Consider the following 14,745-nt stretch of genomic DNA (forward strand, 5'->3'; position numbering starts at 1 on the left):
CTAGGCGGGACTGAACAGTCGCGGCTCCAGCCAGGCGCCGTCCCGGAACCGCCGCGCCGCCTTCGCCGCAGCGAGCACCGCCAGGTCGGCCACCGGCTCCAGCACGATGACCAGCATGTAAGCCGCACCAAAAGTCGCCACGCTAATCACCGTCTCCAGCGAGAATCCCTGGCCGTACAGTGCCCAGAACGTCACCCAGGACACGATGCCGGCCTGATAGGTCGCCGAAAGCGTCACTGCCTGACGGTATTTCAGGTCCACGTAACGGGTCTGTGGCGCGATCGTCCTGCCCGCGACGTACTGCAAAGCAAACAACGGTACGAGCAGAGTGGTCACGTTCATGCCGTACTGCGGCAGATCGAAGGGGGCGACCAGCATCCCCTGGATCAGCAGGCCGAGCGCCAGCCCGACGGCCGCCGGGGCGGCGCCGAACAGCAGGAACAACGTCGACCCCAGAATCAAGTGCACTTCCGACACTCCCACCGGGAAATGCGGAAGCACCTCGAAGAAGGCGAAGACGAGCGCCGTTGTGATCCCGGTTCCCAGGAGCAGCGACGCCGCGCCGCGCTCCTTGACGTGTTTCCACACCACGCTGAGCGCGTAGGCGCCGGTCCCGCCGGCGGTGGCATAGCTCAGCACGATCTTCGCCCCGTCGACCAGACCTGGCTCGATATGCATGGTTATTCCGTTCTCTTCGGAGGTTTCAGTGGTGGTCTTCGTGGTCGTCGTGGACCGCATGGTCGCCGTCGTCGGTCACCAGTGGAGCGGTGAGGATCTGGCGGTGGTCGACGACGTGTTCGAGCGCAGCGACCCAGTGGTCGTAGTACTCCCATTCGCCCCTGGCCGTTTCCGGGGCCGACTCCCACGCGCCGATGGTGTCGATGAGGCTCTGCTGGAACTCGCTCCACGGGTAGTGCCCGAACTCCGAGAGGGCCAGCGCGAGGCCGAATGCCCGGCGCTGCCATTCGTGGTCGAAGGACGGTGCAGCCTGATCGGTGGTGCAGGTGTTGTGGAGTTTCACGATGCCTGCCCCGCGAGCGCCACACCCATCATCGATTCGGTGGTCACCAGATCCATGAGCTGTTCATCGGTGAAGCCCTCTGTGCCAGATGGCCTTTCGGGGATCACGAACCACCGTGAGTGTCCGCTGGAATCCCAGACCTTGATCTCGGTCTCCCCGGGCAGGTCCACGCCGACCTCGGCGAGCACCGTGCGGGGTTCACGCGCGGCACGGGCCCGGAACACCGGATCCTTGTACCAGTAGGGCGGCAATCCCAGCACCGGCCACGGGAAGCACGAGCACAGGGTGCAGATCACCAGGTTGTGCACCCCGGGGGCGTTGGCGACCGCCTGCAGGTGCTCACCCTCGGCGCCCGCCATGCCCTCGGGCAGTTCGAGTTCGGCGATGGCGGCGGGCGTGTCGACGACGATGCGCGCAGCGAACTCGGGATCAGTCCACGCCTTCACGACGATCTTCTTGCCGTTGATCGGCGTCATCTCCGACTCGAAGTAGGCGAGTACCTTGTCCACCGTTTGGCCTGTGATGACGCCCTTTTCGATCAGGAGCCGCTCCAGCGCGGCGACCCGGTCAGCACTGAGCTGCTCCCGATCGGACGGGTAGGCAAACTGGTCGGTCACTTGTCCTCCTCGACGGGTTGCAGATAGGCCTCGAACAATTCGGCGTAGAGCGTGTTGGCACCGGGTTCGGCACGCGGGCCCCACAGTTCTTCGGGCGTGAACTCGACGATGTAGATCGGCATCGGATCGCCGATACCGTCTCCGGTGGCGACGAAGTAGCCGTAATCGCCTTCGAAGATGCGTTGCACCGTCCCGACCTTCGCGCGCAGATACCCCGGCAGGCGCGTGTGGTCCGCGGCGGGAACGTCGGCGATCTCGACCTTGTCACCGACCGCGAACTTCGGATGCGCGACGTCACGGCGGGGACTGTCCCCGCGCCGCAGATAGTCGATCACCTGATCGTCGATCGCCGAGTCTCCCGGCTCCTTCGCCGGTGGATCGGGCTCGCCGAGGATGGCGCTGATCTCATCCTCCGACACGTAGCCCTTCTCGACGAAGAATCCGCTGATCCCGCCGAGCCACTTCTCGTAATAGCGAAACTTGAAGTAATCAAACGGATTCATCCCTTCGGCGCCGGTGCGCAGCGAGGCCCAGGTCCATTCGTCGCGGAACTCGGTCGGCACGTCGTCGATCGGGTACTCCGGCAGCGCCGAGCCCAGATGGTTGCTCAACCCCATCATGGCCACGTGGATGCCGAAGATCCGCTTCTCCCAGTCCTCGACGAAGACGCGCTTCTCGAGGTTCAGCGGTTCGGGGAGCCCTTCGAGCCCGCCGAGATAGTGCTGGAGCTTCATGCTGGTGCGCCTTCCGTGTCGGGACGGCCGGCGGGCGCCGCGCGCGTCATCAGATTGGCCAGGTACTCCGAGGCGATGCCGAACGTCGCGCCGAGGACACACGCGCACGCCGCCACCAATCCCGGATGCGAAATGCTTGTCGCGGTGACCAACTGGCCCGTCCCGGCCACCGTCGACACCGTCGAGGCGAACCCGACGACGACGGCGGGCGTCGTGGACAGGAACCCGACCCAGGACGCCTGAACCATGACTGCGCTGCCGACGCCGACCGCGATCGCGGTGGCGGTCAGGCTGCCGCCCAGCACGTGCGCTGCGTACAGGCTGGCGCAGGCGATGGCGACACCGACCAGGTTCGAGCACACCGACTTGAGCCATCCCGCGGGGCCGCCGCCGACGAAGAAGAACGACGCCCAAGCCAGGAACACCACCCAGATGGGAACGGTGATCACCGTGGCCGTGAAGGCCACCGCCACCCCACCGAGCACACCGATGCTCAGTGTCAGCGCAGACCGTGAGTCCATACAGTCCTCCTCATCTCGTGAACTACGTTGGCCGCGTTGTGTTTCCAGGAGGTAACCCGCGCTTTGCGGCTGGGCTCCCATCGCGACAGGAATGCGCCAAAACAGGACACGTGCCTGCCGTCCCGGACACGTCGACTGCAATTCCGGACATCGGCGCGCACAGGAATACGGTCGCGGCCACGCTGACGCAATGAGTACCGCCGTCCACCGCCATCCGCACATCGCCGTGCTGGTCTTCGACGGTGTCCGCGGGCTGGACGTCACGGGTCCGCTGGAAGTGTTCGACGTCGCCCGGGCTCTGGGGTTCGGTTACACCTTCGGGCTCTACTCGACCACCGACACGATGACGATCCGGTGCGCGTCGGGACTCACCGTCGCGACCACTCCGGCGTCCGCGCTGACCACCGACATCGACACCCTCCTCGTCCCCGGCAGCGAGGATCTGGTCGCCAAAGGCGTGCCGTGGCACCTACTGCGGACGATCCGTGCTCACGCGGGACGGGCCCGTCGGGTCGCCTCGGTATGCGCGGGCTCGTTCGCGCTGGGTGCCGCGGGTCTGCTCGACGGCAGGCGGGCGACGACGCACTGGCGACATCTGGACACCTTCGCGGCACGTCATCCGTCGGCCTTCGTCGAACGCGATTCGGTGTACACGCACGACAGCGACGTGTGGACGTCCGCCGGTGTCGCGGCAGGTATCGATCTGGCGCTCGCGCTGGTCGGCGACGACCACGGTGCCGCTGCCGCACAGGAGATCTCGAAGGACATGGTCATTCTCGGCAGGAGGATGGAGGGCCATCCACAGATCTCGGTGGCGGCGCGCACTCCTCGCCCCAAGCATCCCGAGATCGACCGATTGCTGGCGACGGTCAACGTCGATCCCGCGGGCCACTACGAACTCGACACGGTGGCAGCGCAACTCGGGGTGAGTTCGCGGCACCTGACGCGACTCTTCAAGGCGCAGGTCGGCATGACGCTGCGTCAGTACGTCCACGAGATCCGTCTCGAGAACGCTATGACCCTGGTGCTGTCGGGCGAGTCATTTCGCGCCGCGGCCCGGCGCAGCGGGCTTCATTACGGGGCCAGCGTGCGGGATCATCTCTCCCGGCTACTGGTCGATACCCGTCGTGCGGAACCGGTTTCGGTACATGCCGGGTGAGATGCCCAGATTGCGACGGAACGTCCTGCGCAGCGTGTCGGGTGTCCCGAAGCCGGTGCGGCGTGCCACCGCGTCCTGACTCTGATCGCCGGTCGCGAGAAGCACTTTGGCGGCTTCCAGCCGGGCCTGCTCGACGAACCTCGCCGGTGTCGTCCCGACCTGCTCGCGGAACACCCGCACCAGATGGCGCTCGCTGACCGCGGCGCGGGCGGCCATGGCAGCGATCGAGTGATCGGCGCCGGGGTCGGCAACGACCGAATCGACGATGTCCCGCAGACCGCCCGTCACCGGAAGCGCGGATTGCGCCCACACGCTGAACTGCGCCTGCCCTCCGGGACGCTGGAGGAACACGACCATCCACCGCGCCACCCGCCTGGCGACGGCGGGCCCGAAGTCGCTCTCGACCATGGCCAGCGCCAGATCGATTCCCGCTGTGATCCCCGCGCCGGTAATGAACGGGCCGTCCTGGACGAACAGCGAGTCGGGATCCACCTCCACCTTCGGGAACTGGCGGGCCAGCGTCTGGCAGTGCGCCCAGTGCGTGGTTGCGCGCCGCCCGTCCAGCAGCCCGAGGGCTGCGAGTACGAACGACCCTGTGCACACCGAGGCGATCCGGCGGGCACGCGGCGCCAGCACCCGGACCATCCGCATCGCATCGGGGACCGAGTCCGGCGTCGGCTCTTCGGGGATGTCGTGGACACCCGGGGTGAAGCTGAAATTCGCGGGGACGCCGCCGGGAACGAGGAGCGTGTCGATGGCGGCCGGGACCTCGTCGAGCGAGAGGTCGACGTCCAATTTCGCGTAGGCCGTCGTACCGACCGCTTCACCGGTCGGCGAGGCCAGCAGGACCGTGTAGCGGGCGCCGAAGTCGTTGGCGCGTGCGAAGATCTCCAGCGGCGCCGCCACGTCCTGAAGCGTCACCTTGTCGTAGAGGGCGAACGCAACGGTCTTGGTCGTTGGTCCAGGGTGATGTCCCGATTCGTCGGCCACGTGTCTGTTTCTGCCCTTCTGGTGCCCCGCGACGCCCCCTCACCGCCGCGTCAATGTAACCGGAATCTGTTACCTCCGTGTTGCATTGGCCATTCCTTCGCGCTTAGGGAATCGACGGAAAGGCGCGCCGCGCGCAGACTGCGACCGTGAGCCCGGCGGCGATGAGGCCCACCGCGAACCACGGCAGCACACCGAGGTCGGCGACGGTGAGCAACCCGGCTCCGATGGCGGCTCCGCCGGCGATACCGAGATTCGCCGTGGCGTTGATCCAGGCACCGGCCAGTTCCGGCGATACCGCCCGCGTGCGGACGGCGCAGGCCTGGTAGACCGACGGGACCCCGCCGAACGCCCCGTTCCACACAGCGGCGGCGAAGACGACCCAGCCGAGCGACGGCGAGGTCAACGCCAGGATCAGCAGGCCTGACATCGCGACGGACAGGACCACGACCGCGGTGAGTCGCGGGTTGTGGTCGAGCGTCCTTGCCGTGCAGAACAATCCGATGAATCCGCACGCACCGCAGACCAGAAGCAGCGGCCCGACGAGCACAGGGTCGAGCCCGGCCGACAGGAACGTCAGGCTGATGAACGTGTAGAGCGTGAACTGTCCCAGATAGGTGAGCGTGTTCGACGCGGCCACCGCCGCCAGCCCCGCACGGCTCCCTGAACCGGACCCGTCCAGGTGATCGCCGGGCACGCTCGGTAGGAGCACGGCGACGAGAACCAACACCGCCACCGACGCCGCCGCCAGCACGGCGAACGACACCCGCCAGCCGACAGCGGTACCGAGCGACGTCGAAAGCGGCACTCCGAGAACGAATCCAGCGGACGCACCGCCGGTCGCGATGGCCAGGGCACGCCCGACGTAGGCGCCCGACACCAGTCGCGGGACGTAGCCGATGCACAACGAGAAGAACAATGCGTGCGTGATTCCGCCGATGACGCGCCCGGCGGCGACGACGGCGAACACCGGAGCGGCGGCGACCATCGCGTTCGACACGGCGTAACCGGCAAGCGTGAGCAGCAGCAGCGGCTTGCGCGGGTACCGGCTGGTGAGCAGCGTGAGCGGCACTGCGAGCGTGGCGACCATGACCGCGTAGAGCGTCACGAGCAGACCCGTCGTCGACGCCTCGACGCCAAATCCGGCTCCGATTCCGGTCAGCAGGCCGACGGGTAGCACTTCGGTGGTGACGGCCAGACACGACGCCACCGCGAGCGACAGCAGTGCAGGCAATGCGGGGCGGAGAGTCACCCGGAGGAATATACTCAGAGCGCGAGTTAAATCAACTGGAATATTGGTGCCATGCCCGAGGAGCCCGGATCCGCGTCACAGGTGCGGTGGTACGGCGCGGCCAAACTGATCGGACTGGCACGCGCGGAACCCGGCATCACCCGCGCCGCCGCTGCGCAACGGCTCAGGATGAGCAGCGGAGGTGCCGCGGACCTGGTGGCGAGGCTGCGGCGCGCGCGTCTTCTCGAAGAGACACCGGCACCCGCACAGGGTCGCGGCAGACCGACCACCGTGCTGTGCCCTCACCCCGAGGGTCCGCTGGTCCTGGCCGTCGATCTGCGGCCGGGTGATTGGAGCCTGGCGCAGGCGGGTCTCGACGGCGTTCCGCGCCTCGTGGCACAGGGCAAGCACGGACGCGCCGGCCACGCCCGCGTCGTCGACGACATCGCCAAGGAGATCGCGACCGCCCACCGTGACCTGGACGGGCGGGTCCGCGCGGTATCCGTCTCTGCGGCAGGAACTTTGAGCGACTCGCGGCTCGTGCAGTTCACCACCAGAGGATGGCGCGATGTCGATCTGACTGCGTTGACCGGCCGGCTGCCCGCCTCCGCGGGCCTGCCGCTCGTGTTGGGCAACGACGCGACCCTCGCCGGCCTCGCGGAGGCACGGTCGGGGTCGGCACGCGACGCGGGCACCGTGCTGCACCTCATCGTCATGGTCGGCCTCGGCGGGACGCTCGTCGTCAACGGTGAGCCCGTCACCGGAGCCCACGGTGCGGCAGGCGAGTACGGGCACATCCCTTTCGGCGACCCGAACCTGGAATGCCCCTGCGGTGCGCGTGGCTGCTGGGATCTGGCCATCGACGGGCGTGCCCTCGCCCGGCATCTCGGCGACCCGGCGCCCGCGGATCCCGTCGCGTATGCACGCGACCTTCTGCATGAGCGCCCGCCTGGCAGCGCGAAGGCCTTCGACGCCGTCGCTGCGGATCTCGGGCGTGGCATCGCCGGACTCGTGAACCTGCACGACCCCGAGATCGTCACGCTCGGCGGACTCGCCCCACCGCTACGGGCGGCCGCACCCGAGGTCTTCGACGACGCGTACCGCGGCGGCCTGATGACGTTCCGCAAGGAAGCCGCCCCGCCGGTGCGTGACGGTCTGCTCGGTGACGACGCACCGCTGCACGGCGCCGCGGCGCTGGCCCTCGACCACGTGACAACCGAAGCAGCAATGGCGGATTGGGCCGCACGATATGCCTAGCCCCAGGCCTGAACCAGCACCTTCGAGGTTGTGACCAGTCCCAGGTGCAGCGAGACCATCGACAATGCGGCCGCCTCCAGCCCCTCATCGGTACCGCGGACCAGGTCTTGGAGGACGGTCACCCGGTAGCCGAGGTTGGACGCGTCGAACGCGGAGTTGAGTACGCAGCAGTCGGCCATGATGCCGTCCAGCACCACCGCGGTGACGCCCATCTGGCGCAGCAGGAAGTCGAGGTCGGTGGGATAGAACGCCGACAGCCGCTTCTTGCCGGTGACGATCTCGTCGCCGGGAACGACCTCGGTGACAAACTCGGTCCATCGACTTCCGTGCAGCGCATGCTGTTCGGCGCCCGGAATCGGCCCCACCAAGCGCGGGAAGGTGACCCGCCATGCACTGCTGCTCGCGCCGCGGACGTCGTCGATCCCCGACAGTCGTAACTCCGAACGCACGTGGATGACCGGCACACCGCGGTCCCGTGCCGCGCGGTGGAAGGCGTCGATGGGCGCGATGATCTCCCGGCCCCGGGGCGCCGGGCATGGGCAGTGGGGATCCTCCGACAGGTGACCCTCGTGCATGTCGATGGAAACGATCGCGGTTCGGCGCGGGTCGAGCCACGCCGCGAAATCGCCTGAGGGATCGAGGTCGTGCTCGGTGCCATGAACGAGGTGGCTGATCATGACGTCGACACCTGCGCGGTCGTCGCGGCATCGCGACGCTCCACCATCGGGCGGAACCCGTAGTTGACGAGGACATGCAGTCCGAGCAGCAGGATGATGCCGAGCATCATGGGGGTATCGATCAGTCCGGAGATCTGCGGCGGCAGAGCGGCGAGGATGTCATCTGGAATCCATTGGGCACCAAGCGAAACAATGAATGAAGTGGCCGCCACCGCGATGTTCAGGTCGTCCCACCGGACTTTCTGCAGCATCTGGATGCCGCTGATGGCGATGATGCCGAAAAGGATCGTCGACGCGGCCGACAGCACCGCCCCGGACAGACCCGCGATGAACATGCTGACCTGTGGCAGGAACGCCAATGCGAACGCGAAGATGCCCGCCGCCATCGTGACGAATCTGCTGCCGATTCGTGTGATGCGGATGATGCCAACGTTTTCCGGGTAGGACGTCGTCCCGATCCCCCCGAAGGCCGCACCGACCGTCGACCCCAGGAACTCCGTGAAGAGGCCGCGGTTGATGCGGTTCACCGTCAGCTTCTCGTCGCCCCATCCCGCGACCAGGGTGTACATGCCCATCGCCTCGGCGCCGGCTTGGAAGAACGCGAGCAGCATCAGCACCACCACCGGCCACGCCACCCCGAACCCGAAGGGCAGCAGCGTCGGCACCCCGACGATGGACGCCTCGGTCACGTCCGGTGGCGACCAGATTCCGGTCACCAGTGCGAGGATCGAGCCGACGGCGATGCCGATGACGATCGCGGCACGCTTGAAGAGGGTGTTGCCGCCGAAGATCATGCACGCCAGGATCACGACCACCACCGCAAGGCCGATCCAGAAGCTGGACCATCCGTACGAGTCCGTGCCGGGTGTCCCGAACCAGCCGGGCAGACCGATGCTCGCCAGCTGCGCCCCGATGATGACGAACAACGTCCCGAAGACAATCGGGTCCGCCGCGAACTTCCGGATGTGCCCGAACACGCCGAGCTTTCCGATCGGAATCGTCAGCGCCATGAAGATCAGCCCCGCCACCATCATGGAGCCGAAGGCGGTGCCGAGGTCATAGCTGGCGGCCGCTGCAAGGATCGCGACGAAGAACGCCGCGGTGGGGCCCTGAACGATGGGCAGCTGCACGATGCGACTCGACTGCAGGATCGTGACGAGGCCGGTCAGCAGGAAGCAGGCCTGCACGATGTGGCTGACGTCCTCCTGGCTCAGTTCCAGCGTGGCGCCGATCAGAACCGGGAAAATCCAGATCCCGGTCAGGGCGAGCAGGTGCTGGAGACCGAAGAGGCCGGTCTTGGGCAGTGATACGCGGTCCTGGATGCCGACATCCAGCACTGCGTCATCACCGGCAGTGACTTCAGACACACAATAATGTGTACTGCTGAGCTGAACCTCTGTCAACCGCGAAGCGGCCTTTCCCATGATTCTTATCTGCTGGTAATCGGCCTTAACGAGGGCGTTACCCCAATCCCGGGCACGTGCTGCGAAGTTCGATGCAACTTAAATTCCGCTACGGCGTCAGCCTCGGGAATGAAACCCCTTGGATTCCGGTTGTACGCCGCACAAGCTTATGTAACATCGTTCTATAAGAAGGGGACACGACAATGACGAACGTCGTATTCATCCACGGACTCTGGGTTTCACACACCGCATGGCAGCCGTGGCTTGAGCATTTCGCCGCTGCGGGGCACCACGCCGTCGCACCGGCATGGCCCGGCGAGTATTCGTCGGCGCTCCAGACGCGTGACGACGCCGCGGCTCAGGCCGGCGTCGGCATCGCCGAGTTGACCGAATACTTCGCCAAGATCCTCGAAGAGTTCGACACGCCTCCGGTCGTGATCGGCCACTCGTTCGGTGGGCTCATCGCCCAGAAGCTGTTGAGCGAGAACAAGGCTGCTGCCGCCGTCGCGATCGACCCAGCGCCGATCAAGGGCGTCAGGCCGCTGCCGCTGGCGCAGTTGCGGTCGGCGTTCCCGGTGCTCGGCAATCCCGCCAATCGGACCAAGGCCAAGGGCCTGACCGAGGAGCAGTGGCGGTACGGATTCGGCAACGCGCTGACAGCCGAGGAGTCCTCAGAGCTGTGGGACAAGTGGTCCATCCCCTCACCCGGACGCCCGCTGTTCCAGGCGGCGACGGCCAATTTCGCCCCGAACTCACCGGCCAAGGTCGACACCGCCAACGACACCCGCGGCCCCCTGCTGATCACCGGAGGAACCGCCGACCACACCGTGCCCCTCGTGAGCGCCAAGGCCGCCCACAAGCTGTACCGGAAGTCCGCTGCTGTCACCGACTTTCATGAGTTCGAGGGCCGCGGCCACTCGCTGACCATCGACCACGGCTGGCGCGATGTCGCCGATACGACGTTGGCGTGGATGGCCCACCGAGACGTGGCTGCCCTGGCGTGACGAAGGCTCCCGTCCGCCGCCGGACACCCAGCGAACAGGTCTCGGCCGCGTTGCTGAACGCGGCCGAGACCGTGCTGGATCGGGAAGGAGCAGGCGGCGTCACCGTTCGGGCTGTCGCCGCCGAAGCCGCCGTCGCGCCGATGAGCGTCTACAACCGATTCGACAACAAAGACGGGCTGCTGGCGGCTTTGGCGATGCGGGGCCTCGACGAATTGGCCGATCTCATCGACGTCCCTGTGGAACTCGACGCGGTCCCGAGATTCCGCGCCGCGTGCCTGGCCTATCGGCAGTTCGCGCTGGAGCACCCCGCCCGCTACATGCTGATCTTCACCGCCGGTAGCCCGCTGAGCGACCAGACCAGCGCGCCGGCGGTACGGGGACGCGCCGTCTTCGACGTCCTCGTCGCTCTCGTAGCCGACGTGATGGGCTCCGCTGAGGAGGGTGCAATCACAGAGAGTGCCCAGGCGGTGTGGAGCACCATCCACGGCGCGGTGACCATCGAGCAGATCGGCATCGGCCAAACACCCGACCCCGACACCACTTTCAGCCATACCCTCGATCTGCTGATCGCCGGACTCCGGGCCTAGGTGCGCGCCGACATCTCCTCGAGCTTCTGCAGCACGTCGGCTTGCACCATCGCGAAGTGCGGATCCGATTGCCGCCGTGGTCGTTCCACCTGGATCGGAATGTCGGCCCTGATACGTCCACCGGGCTCCAGCATGATGATACGGTCCGACAGCTGCACGGCCTCCATGACGTCGTGGGTGACGAACAGGATCATCCGTTTGTCGGCCATCCACAGCGTGGAAAGCTCCTCACGCAGTCCGCGTGCGGTGATGGCGTCGAGGTGGGAGAACGGCTCGTCCATGATGAGGAAGTCCGGTTCGACGCTGAAGGCTCTCGCGATGCCCGCGCGCTGCTGCATGCCGCCCGAAAGCTGGTGGGGGAAAAGGTCTGCCGTCTTCTCCAGCCCGACCATCTGCAGATAGTGCATCGCCCGGTCCTTCGACGATTTGGACCGGTCGTCGACGACGTAGAGCATGTTCTGCATGATGGTCCGCCACGGCAGCAGTCGTGGCTCCTGGAACACGTAGCCCAGCCGTGCCGGCCTGCCGTCGTCGGCGAGCAGCGACACGCTGCCGTCGGTGGGCGGTTCGACCCCTGCCACGATGTTCAACAGCGTACTCTTGCCGCACCCTGAAGGGCCGACCAGGGACACGAACTCGTTGCCCGACATACGCATTGACAGATGGTCGAGGACGGTGTTGACGCCCTCCTTGGACGGGAAGGCCTTGACGAGTCGGTCGATGGCGAGTGTGGTCATGGGGCTCTCAGCTTTCTGCCGGCTTCTTGACGGGTTTCAGGTTTGTGGCATTGACGTCGCGCCATGCGAACAGGCGACGCGAGATGCGCATCAGGATCAGGCGATCAACGATCACCACGTACAGCACGAACAAGATCACCCACGCGGTGAAGCCGGCATAGTTCATCCCGTCGTACCAGTACCTCGCACGGAAGCCGACACCGTCGGCGCCGCCAAACCATTCGGACAAGAGCACGGCGTTCCAGCCGATGATCAGTCCGATCCGCAGCCCTGCGACAACGTAGCCCGCGACCGCGGGGAGCAGCAGCTCGCGCACGCGGCGACGCAATCCGACTCCGTACACCGCCGACATGTCGCGCAGATCCCGGGACACCCCTTGCAGACCCTTGGCAACGTTCACGGCGATGTAGGGCGTTGTCGCCAATGCTGATGTGGTGACCGGCGCCTCCCAGCTGAACCCGAACCACATGGTGGACAGGAACGCCCAGATGATCGCCGGAATGGACAGGCCCACCAGCACGATGTCACTGAACAGGGCGCGCGTCAGCGACGAGGACCCCACCACGAGACCAATGAGGATGCCGAGCACGACGGCGATCGCCACACCGACGAGAAAACGCGAGTTGGTGAGCAGGAAGTTCGACACCACCTCGCCGTCGACGGTCTCCTGCCACAGCATCTCCACCACAGCCAGTGGTGAGGGCACCCGGTCGGCGATCATGCTGAGCAGCGTCCAGAAAGTCAGGAACGCAAGGTAGAACGTGATGCGTGCTGCCAATGGCGTGGTGAGCGGAGAGCGGTTGCGCGCGGGCGCGGTGGTCAGCGCGGGCATCGCGTGTTGGTCGATCGTCATGCCAGTACTCCTGTCCGTTCCTGCGGCCGCCACCGGAGCACCCGGCCCTCGATGTAGGCGAGCAGGCGCTCAAGCGCGAGCATGAAGATGACGAAGAAAAACATCCACGCCAGCAGGCCGGCGATCGAGAAACTCTGGTATTCGTGTTTGATCTGGTAGCCGACTCCGCCACTGCCGCCGAACACTTCGGTCAGGGCAGCCACCTTCCACGCGACGGCGAAAGACACCCGGACGCCTGCGAACAGGTAGGGCGCGATCGACGGGAAGTCGACGTGCCTGCGGATGTCGGCTTCGGAACGGCCGTATGCCCGACTCATCCGGCGCAGACTGGCGTCGACGTTCTCGGTGCCCTCCGCGACGTTGACCGCGATGTAGGGCGTGGAGACGATCGCCACCACCAGGATCGGACCCAGCGGAGTGAGGCCGAACAGGATCAGGCTCATCACCGCGTAGGACACCGTCGGAATGGATCCGGAGATGGTGACGCCGTCCCGGAAGAACGCCTTCCAATACTCATAGCGCCCCATCAGGTATCCGATCGGCGCACCGACCGACACCCCGATGCCGAATCCCACCGCGATCTTCCAGAGCGTGGAGGCGAAGTGCGGGAAGACGTTGCCTGCGGCGAGAAGATCGATCATCTCCTCGGCGACCGCCACGGGTCCCGGGAAGATGCCGCCCGTCAAGAAACGGGCGGCAAGCTCCCAGACCGCTGCGATGACGAGCCAGCCCGCAACGACGAACCCAATCTGCCGAGCGCTACGCGTCAGCGCCGCTCCACCCGCTCGTGCGTCACTGGTGATCGTTGTCGTCATAGGTTCACCTACTGGTTCTCCGCCGGGTTGGCGGCGTTGATCACCTTGAAGTTGACCTCGGCGTCCTGCTCCATGAGGTTGTGCTTCTTCATCAGGTCGAACACCTTCTTTTCGCCCTCGATCCAGGTGTCGTCGATGTACACCGAGTCGGCGTACCAGTCGTTGACGTTCTCGAAGTAGTCGATCAGGAACTCGACATCGCCTTCCTGGGTCACGCCGAAGTGCTCGGGGTAGCGGGCGATGATCTCCGCCTTGTGTTCCTTCCACTCCTGCAGCCCGCGCTCCCACACCGCGAGCAGGAAGGCGGCCTCGTCAGGGTTCTTATCGAGCCACGCAGTCGGTGCGACGAACACGTTCGACCACGGGCCGATGTGCCCGTCGCCGAAGTCGTCGGCGAAGATCTCGGCCACCGACTTGCTGTCGTACAGCGGCTGGATCGAGCCTTCACGCAATTGGGCCATCGCGAAGTCCGCGGTCACGGTGCCACCGGCAGCGTCCTTGCGGGCCACCAGGCTTCCGACGTTCTGGATGTCGGTGACCACGAGGTCGTAGTCGTCGCTGTCGGCGTTGATGGTCGCGCCGTCGCACCACTCCGAGGCGTACATGCTCCACATCAACGTCACCGCGGCGGTGCTGAACGACACGAACTTCTTACCCTTGAGGTCACAGAGCGTCTGATCCGGGCTACCCGTGGGGACGGCGAGGAACGCCCGCTCCTCGTTGTACTTGCCGAACACCGTGCTGGGCACCTTCGTCGCCTCGTCCAGGTTCGGCACCTCCCAGGTGCCGGTGGACACGACGTCCGCGTGACCGCCGGCGTAGATCCCGAACTCATCCCACGTGGCGGAGGTGAGGATCTTGATTCCGGAGGCCTCTTCCATCTCGGCCTTGATGCCCTCGTCCTCGAGCCACTCCCAGATGGCGTCGGGCGCCAGAGACATCCGCACCACGCCGTTGGCGTCCTTACCCTCCGCGTCCTGGGTGCCAGGAGTGCACGCGGCGGCGAGCAGACCGACGACGGCCAGTGCGGTGGCGCGGCGCAACCCCCTGGCGGTAATGGTTTTCGTCATTACTTGTTCTCCTCCTTGAGATGCTGCCGCGCCTGCGCCAGCTTGCGGTGTTTCCTGTTGCGGTGTCTGGTT

General features: G+C 66.2%; 17 protein-coding genes. 4 read left to right on the top strand and 13 right to left on the bottom strand.

Features of this window, described 5'->3' with window-relative positions:
* From P9A17_RS21060 to P9A17_RS21080, 5 genes are read right to left on the bottom strand one after another with little or no spacing between them, the layout of a single operon-like run.
* On the bottom strand, nucleotides 1-678 hold the full coding sequence (locus P9A17_RS21060) for an energy-coupling factor ABC transporter permease (RefSeq protein WP_278040676.1): 678 nt from the start codon (nucleotides 676-678) through the stop codon (nucleotides 1-3).
* A 25-nt stretch (nucleotides 679-703) separates the two neighbouring features.
* Complete coding sequence (locus P9A17_RS21065; RefSeq protein WP_278040677.1) at nucleotides 704-1,021, bottom strand: nitrile hydratase accessory protein; 318 nt, start codon at nucleotides 1,019-1,021, stop codon at nucleotides 704-706.
* Nucleotides 1,018-1,638 carry a nitrile hydratase subunit alpha gene (gene nthA, locus P9A17_RS21070; protein ID WP_278040678.1) on the bottom strand — a complete coding sequence of 207 codons (621 nt, stop codon included), beginning with the start codon at nucleotides 1,636-1,638 and terminating at the stop codon, nucleotides 1,018-1,020. Before nthA ends, P9A17_RS21065 begins: the two co-directional genes overlap by 4 nt.
* On the bottom strand, nucleotides 1,635-2,372 hold the full coding sequence (nthB, locus tag P9A17_RS21075) for a nitrile hydratase subunit beta (RefSeq protein ID WP_278040679.1): 738 nt from the start codon (nucleotides 2,370-2,372) through the stop codon (nucleotides 1,635-1,637). Before nthB ends, nthA begins: the two co-directional genes overlap by 4 nt.
* Nucleotides 2,369-2,893 carry a DUF1097 domain-containing protein gene (locus P9A17_RS21080; protein WP_278040680.1) on the bottom strand — a complete coding sequence of 175 codons (525 nt, stop codon included), beginning with the start codon at nucleotides 2,891-2,893 and terminating at the stop codon, nucleotides 2,369-2,371. The genes nthB and P9A17_RS21080 overlap by 4 nt, the downstream gene beginning before the upstream one ends.
* Before the next feature lie 190 nt (nucleotides 2,894-3,083).
* On the opposite strand from P9A17_RS21080, the gene P9A17_RS21085 reads away from it, so the two are divergent.
* Complete coding sequence (locus P9A17_RS21085; protein WP_278040681.1) at nucleotides 3,084-4,052, top strand: AraC family transcriptional regulator; 969 nt, start codon at nucleotides 3,084-3,086, stop codon at nucleotides 4,050-4,052.
* Here the strand turns inward: P9A17_RS21085 and P9A17_RS21090 are convergent.
* Both P9A17_RS21090 and P9A17_RS21095 read right to left on the bottom strand, forming a co-directional pair.
* Nucleotides 4,002-5,042 carry a helix-turn-helix domain-containing protein gene (locus P9A17_RS21090; protein ID WP_278040682.1) on the bottom strand — a complete coding sequence of 347 codons (1,041 nt, stop codon included), beginning with the start codon at nucleotides 5,040-5,042 and terminating at the stop codon, nucleotides 4,002-4,004. The two genes, P9A17_RS21085 and P9A17_RS21090, sit on opposite strands and share 51 nt — an antisense overlap.
* A gap of 103 nt (nucleotides 5,043-5,145) precedes the next feature.
* On the bottom strand, nucleotides 5,146-6,291 hold the full coding sequence (locus tag P9A17_RS21095) for an MFS transporter (RefSeq protein WP_278040683.1): 1,146 nt from the start codon (nucleotides 6,289-6,291) through the stop codon (nucleotides 5,146-5,148).
* Between the two features lie 51 nt (nucleotides 6,292-6,342).
* Here P9A17_RS21095 and P9A17_RS21100 point away from each other — a divergent pair, with 51 nt between their 5' ends.
* Entirely contained in the window at nucleotides 6,343-7,527 is a 1,185-nt protein-coding gene (locus P9A17_RS21100) for an ROK family transcriptional regulator (protein ID WP_278040684.1), read from the top strand.
* Here the strand turns inward: P9A17_RS21100 and P9A17_RS21105 are convergent.
* Together P9A17_RS21105 and P9A17_RS21110 are read right to left on the bottom strand one after the other, a co-directional pair.
* Entirely contained in the window at nucleotides 7,524-8,204 is a 681-nt protein-coding gene (locus tag P9A17_RS21105; RefSeq protein ID WP_278040685.1) for an isochorismatase family cysteine hydrolase, read from the bottom strand. The genes P9A17_RS21100 and P9A17_RS21105 overlap by 4 nt on opposite strands.
* Complete coding sequence (locus tag P9A17_RS21110; RefSeq protein WP_278040686.1) at nucleotides 8,201-9,571, bottom strand: solute carrier family 23 protein; 1,371 nt, start codon at nucleotides 9,569-9,571, stop codon at nucleotides 8,201-8,203. The genes P9A17_RS21105 and P9A17_RS21110 overlap by 4 nt, the downstream gene beginning before the upstream one ends.
* Nucleotides 9,572-9,810: 239 nt before the next feature.
* Here P9A17_RS21110 and P9A17_RS21115 point away from each other — a divergent pair, with 239 nt between their 5' ends.
* Complete coding sequence (locus P9A17_RS21115; RefSeq protein ID WP_278040687.1) at nucleotides 9,811-10,611, top strand: alpha/beta hydrolase; 801 nt, start codon at nucleotides 9,811-9,813, stop codon at nucleotides 10,609-10,611.
* Complete coding sequence (locus P9A17_RS21120) at nucleotides 10,608-11,198, top strand: TetR-like C-terminal domain-containing protein (RefSeq protein WP_278040688.1); 591 nt, start codon at nucleotides 10,608-10,610, stop codon at nucleotides 11,196-11,198. The genes P9A17_RS21115 and P9A17_RS21120 overlap by 4 nt, the downstream gene beginning before the upstream one ends.
* Here the strand turns inward: P9A17_RS21120 and P9A17_RS21125 are convergent.
* From P9A17_RS21125 to P9A17_RS21140, 4 genes are read right to left on the bottom strand one after another with little or no spacing between them, the layout of a single operon-like run.
* Nucleotides 11,195-11,935, bottom strand: coding sequence for an ABC transporter ATP-binding protein (locus P9A17_RS21125; RefSeq protein ID WP_278040689.1), 741 nt, complete (start codon nucleotides 11,933-11,935; stop codon nucleotides 11,195-11,197). The two genes, P9A17_RS21120 and P9A17_RS21125, sit on opposite strands and share 4 nt — an antisense overlap.
* 7 nt (nucleotides 11,936-11,942) lie before the next feature.
* On the bottom strand, nucleotides 11,943-12,788 hold the full coding sequence (locus tag P9A17_RS21130) for an ABC transporter permease subunit (protein ID WP_278040690.1): 846 nt from the start codon (nucleotides 12,786-12,788) through the stop codon (nucleotides 11,943-11,945).
* Complete coding sequence (locus P9A17_RS21135) at nucleotides 12,785-13,603, bottom strand: ABC transporter permease (RefSeq protein ID WP_278040691.1); 819 nt, start codon at nucleotides 13,601-13,603, stop codon at nucleotides 12,785-12,787. The genes P9A17_RS21130 and P9A17_RS21135 overlap by 4 nt, the downstream gene beginning before the upstream one ends.
* Nucleotides 13,604-13,611: 8 nt before the next feature.
* Nucleotides 13,612-14,673: an ABC transporter substrate-binding protein gene (locus P9A17_RS21140; protein ID WP_278040692.1), complete on the bottom strand. Its 1,062-nt coding sequence runs from the start codon at nucleotides 14,671-14,673 to the stop codon at nucleotides 13,612-13,614.
* Nucleotides 14,674-14,745: the final 72 nt, after the last annotated feature.

This window comes from Mycobacterium sp. 236(2023) (genome assembly GCF_029623955.1).
GTDB lineage: Bacteria > Actinomycetota > Actinomycetes > Mycobacteriales > Mycobacteriaceae > Mycobacterium.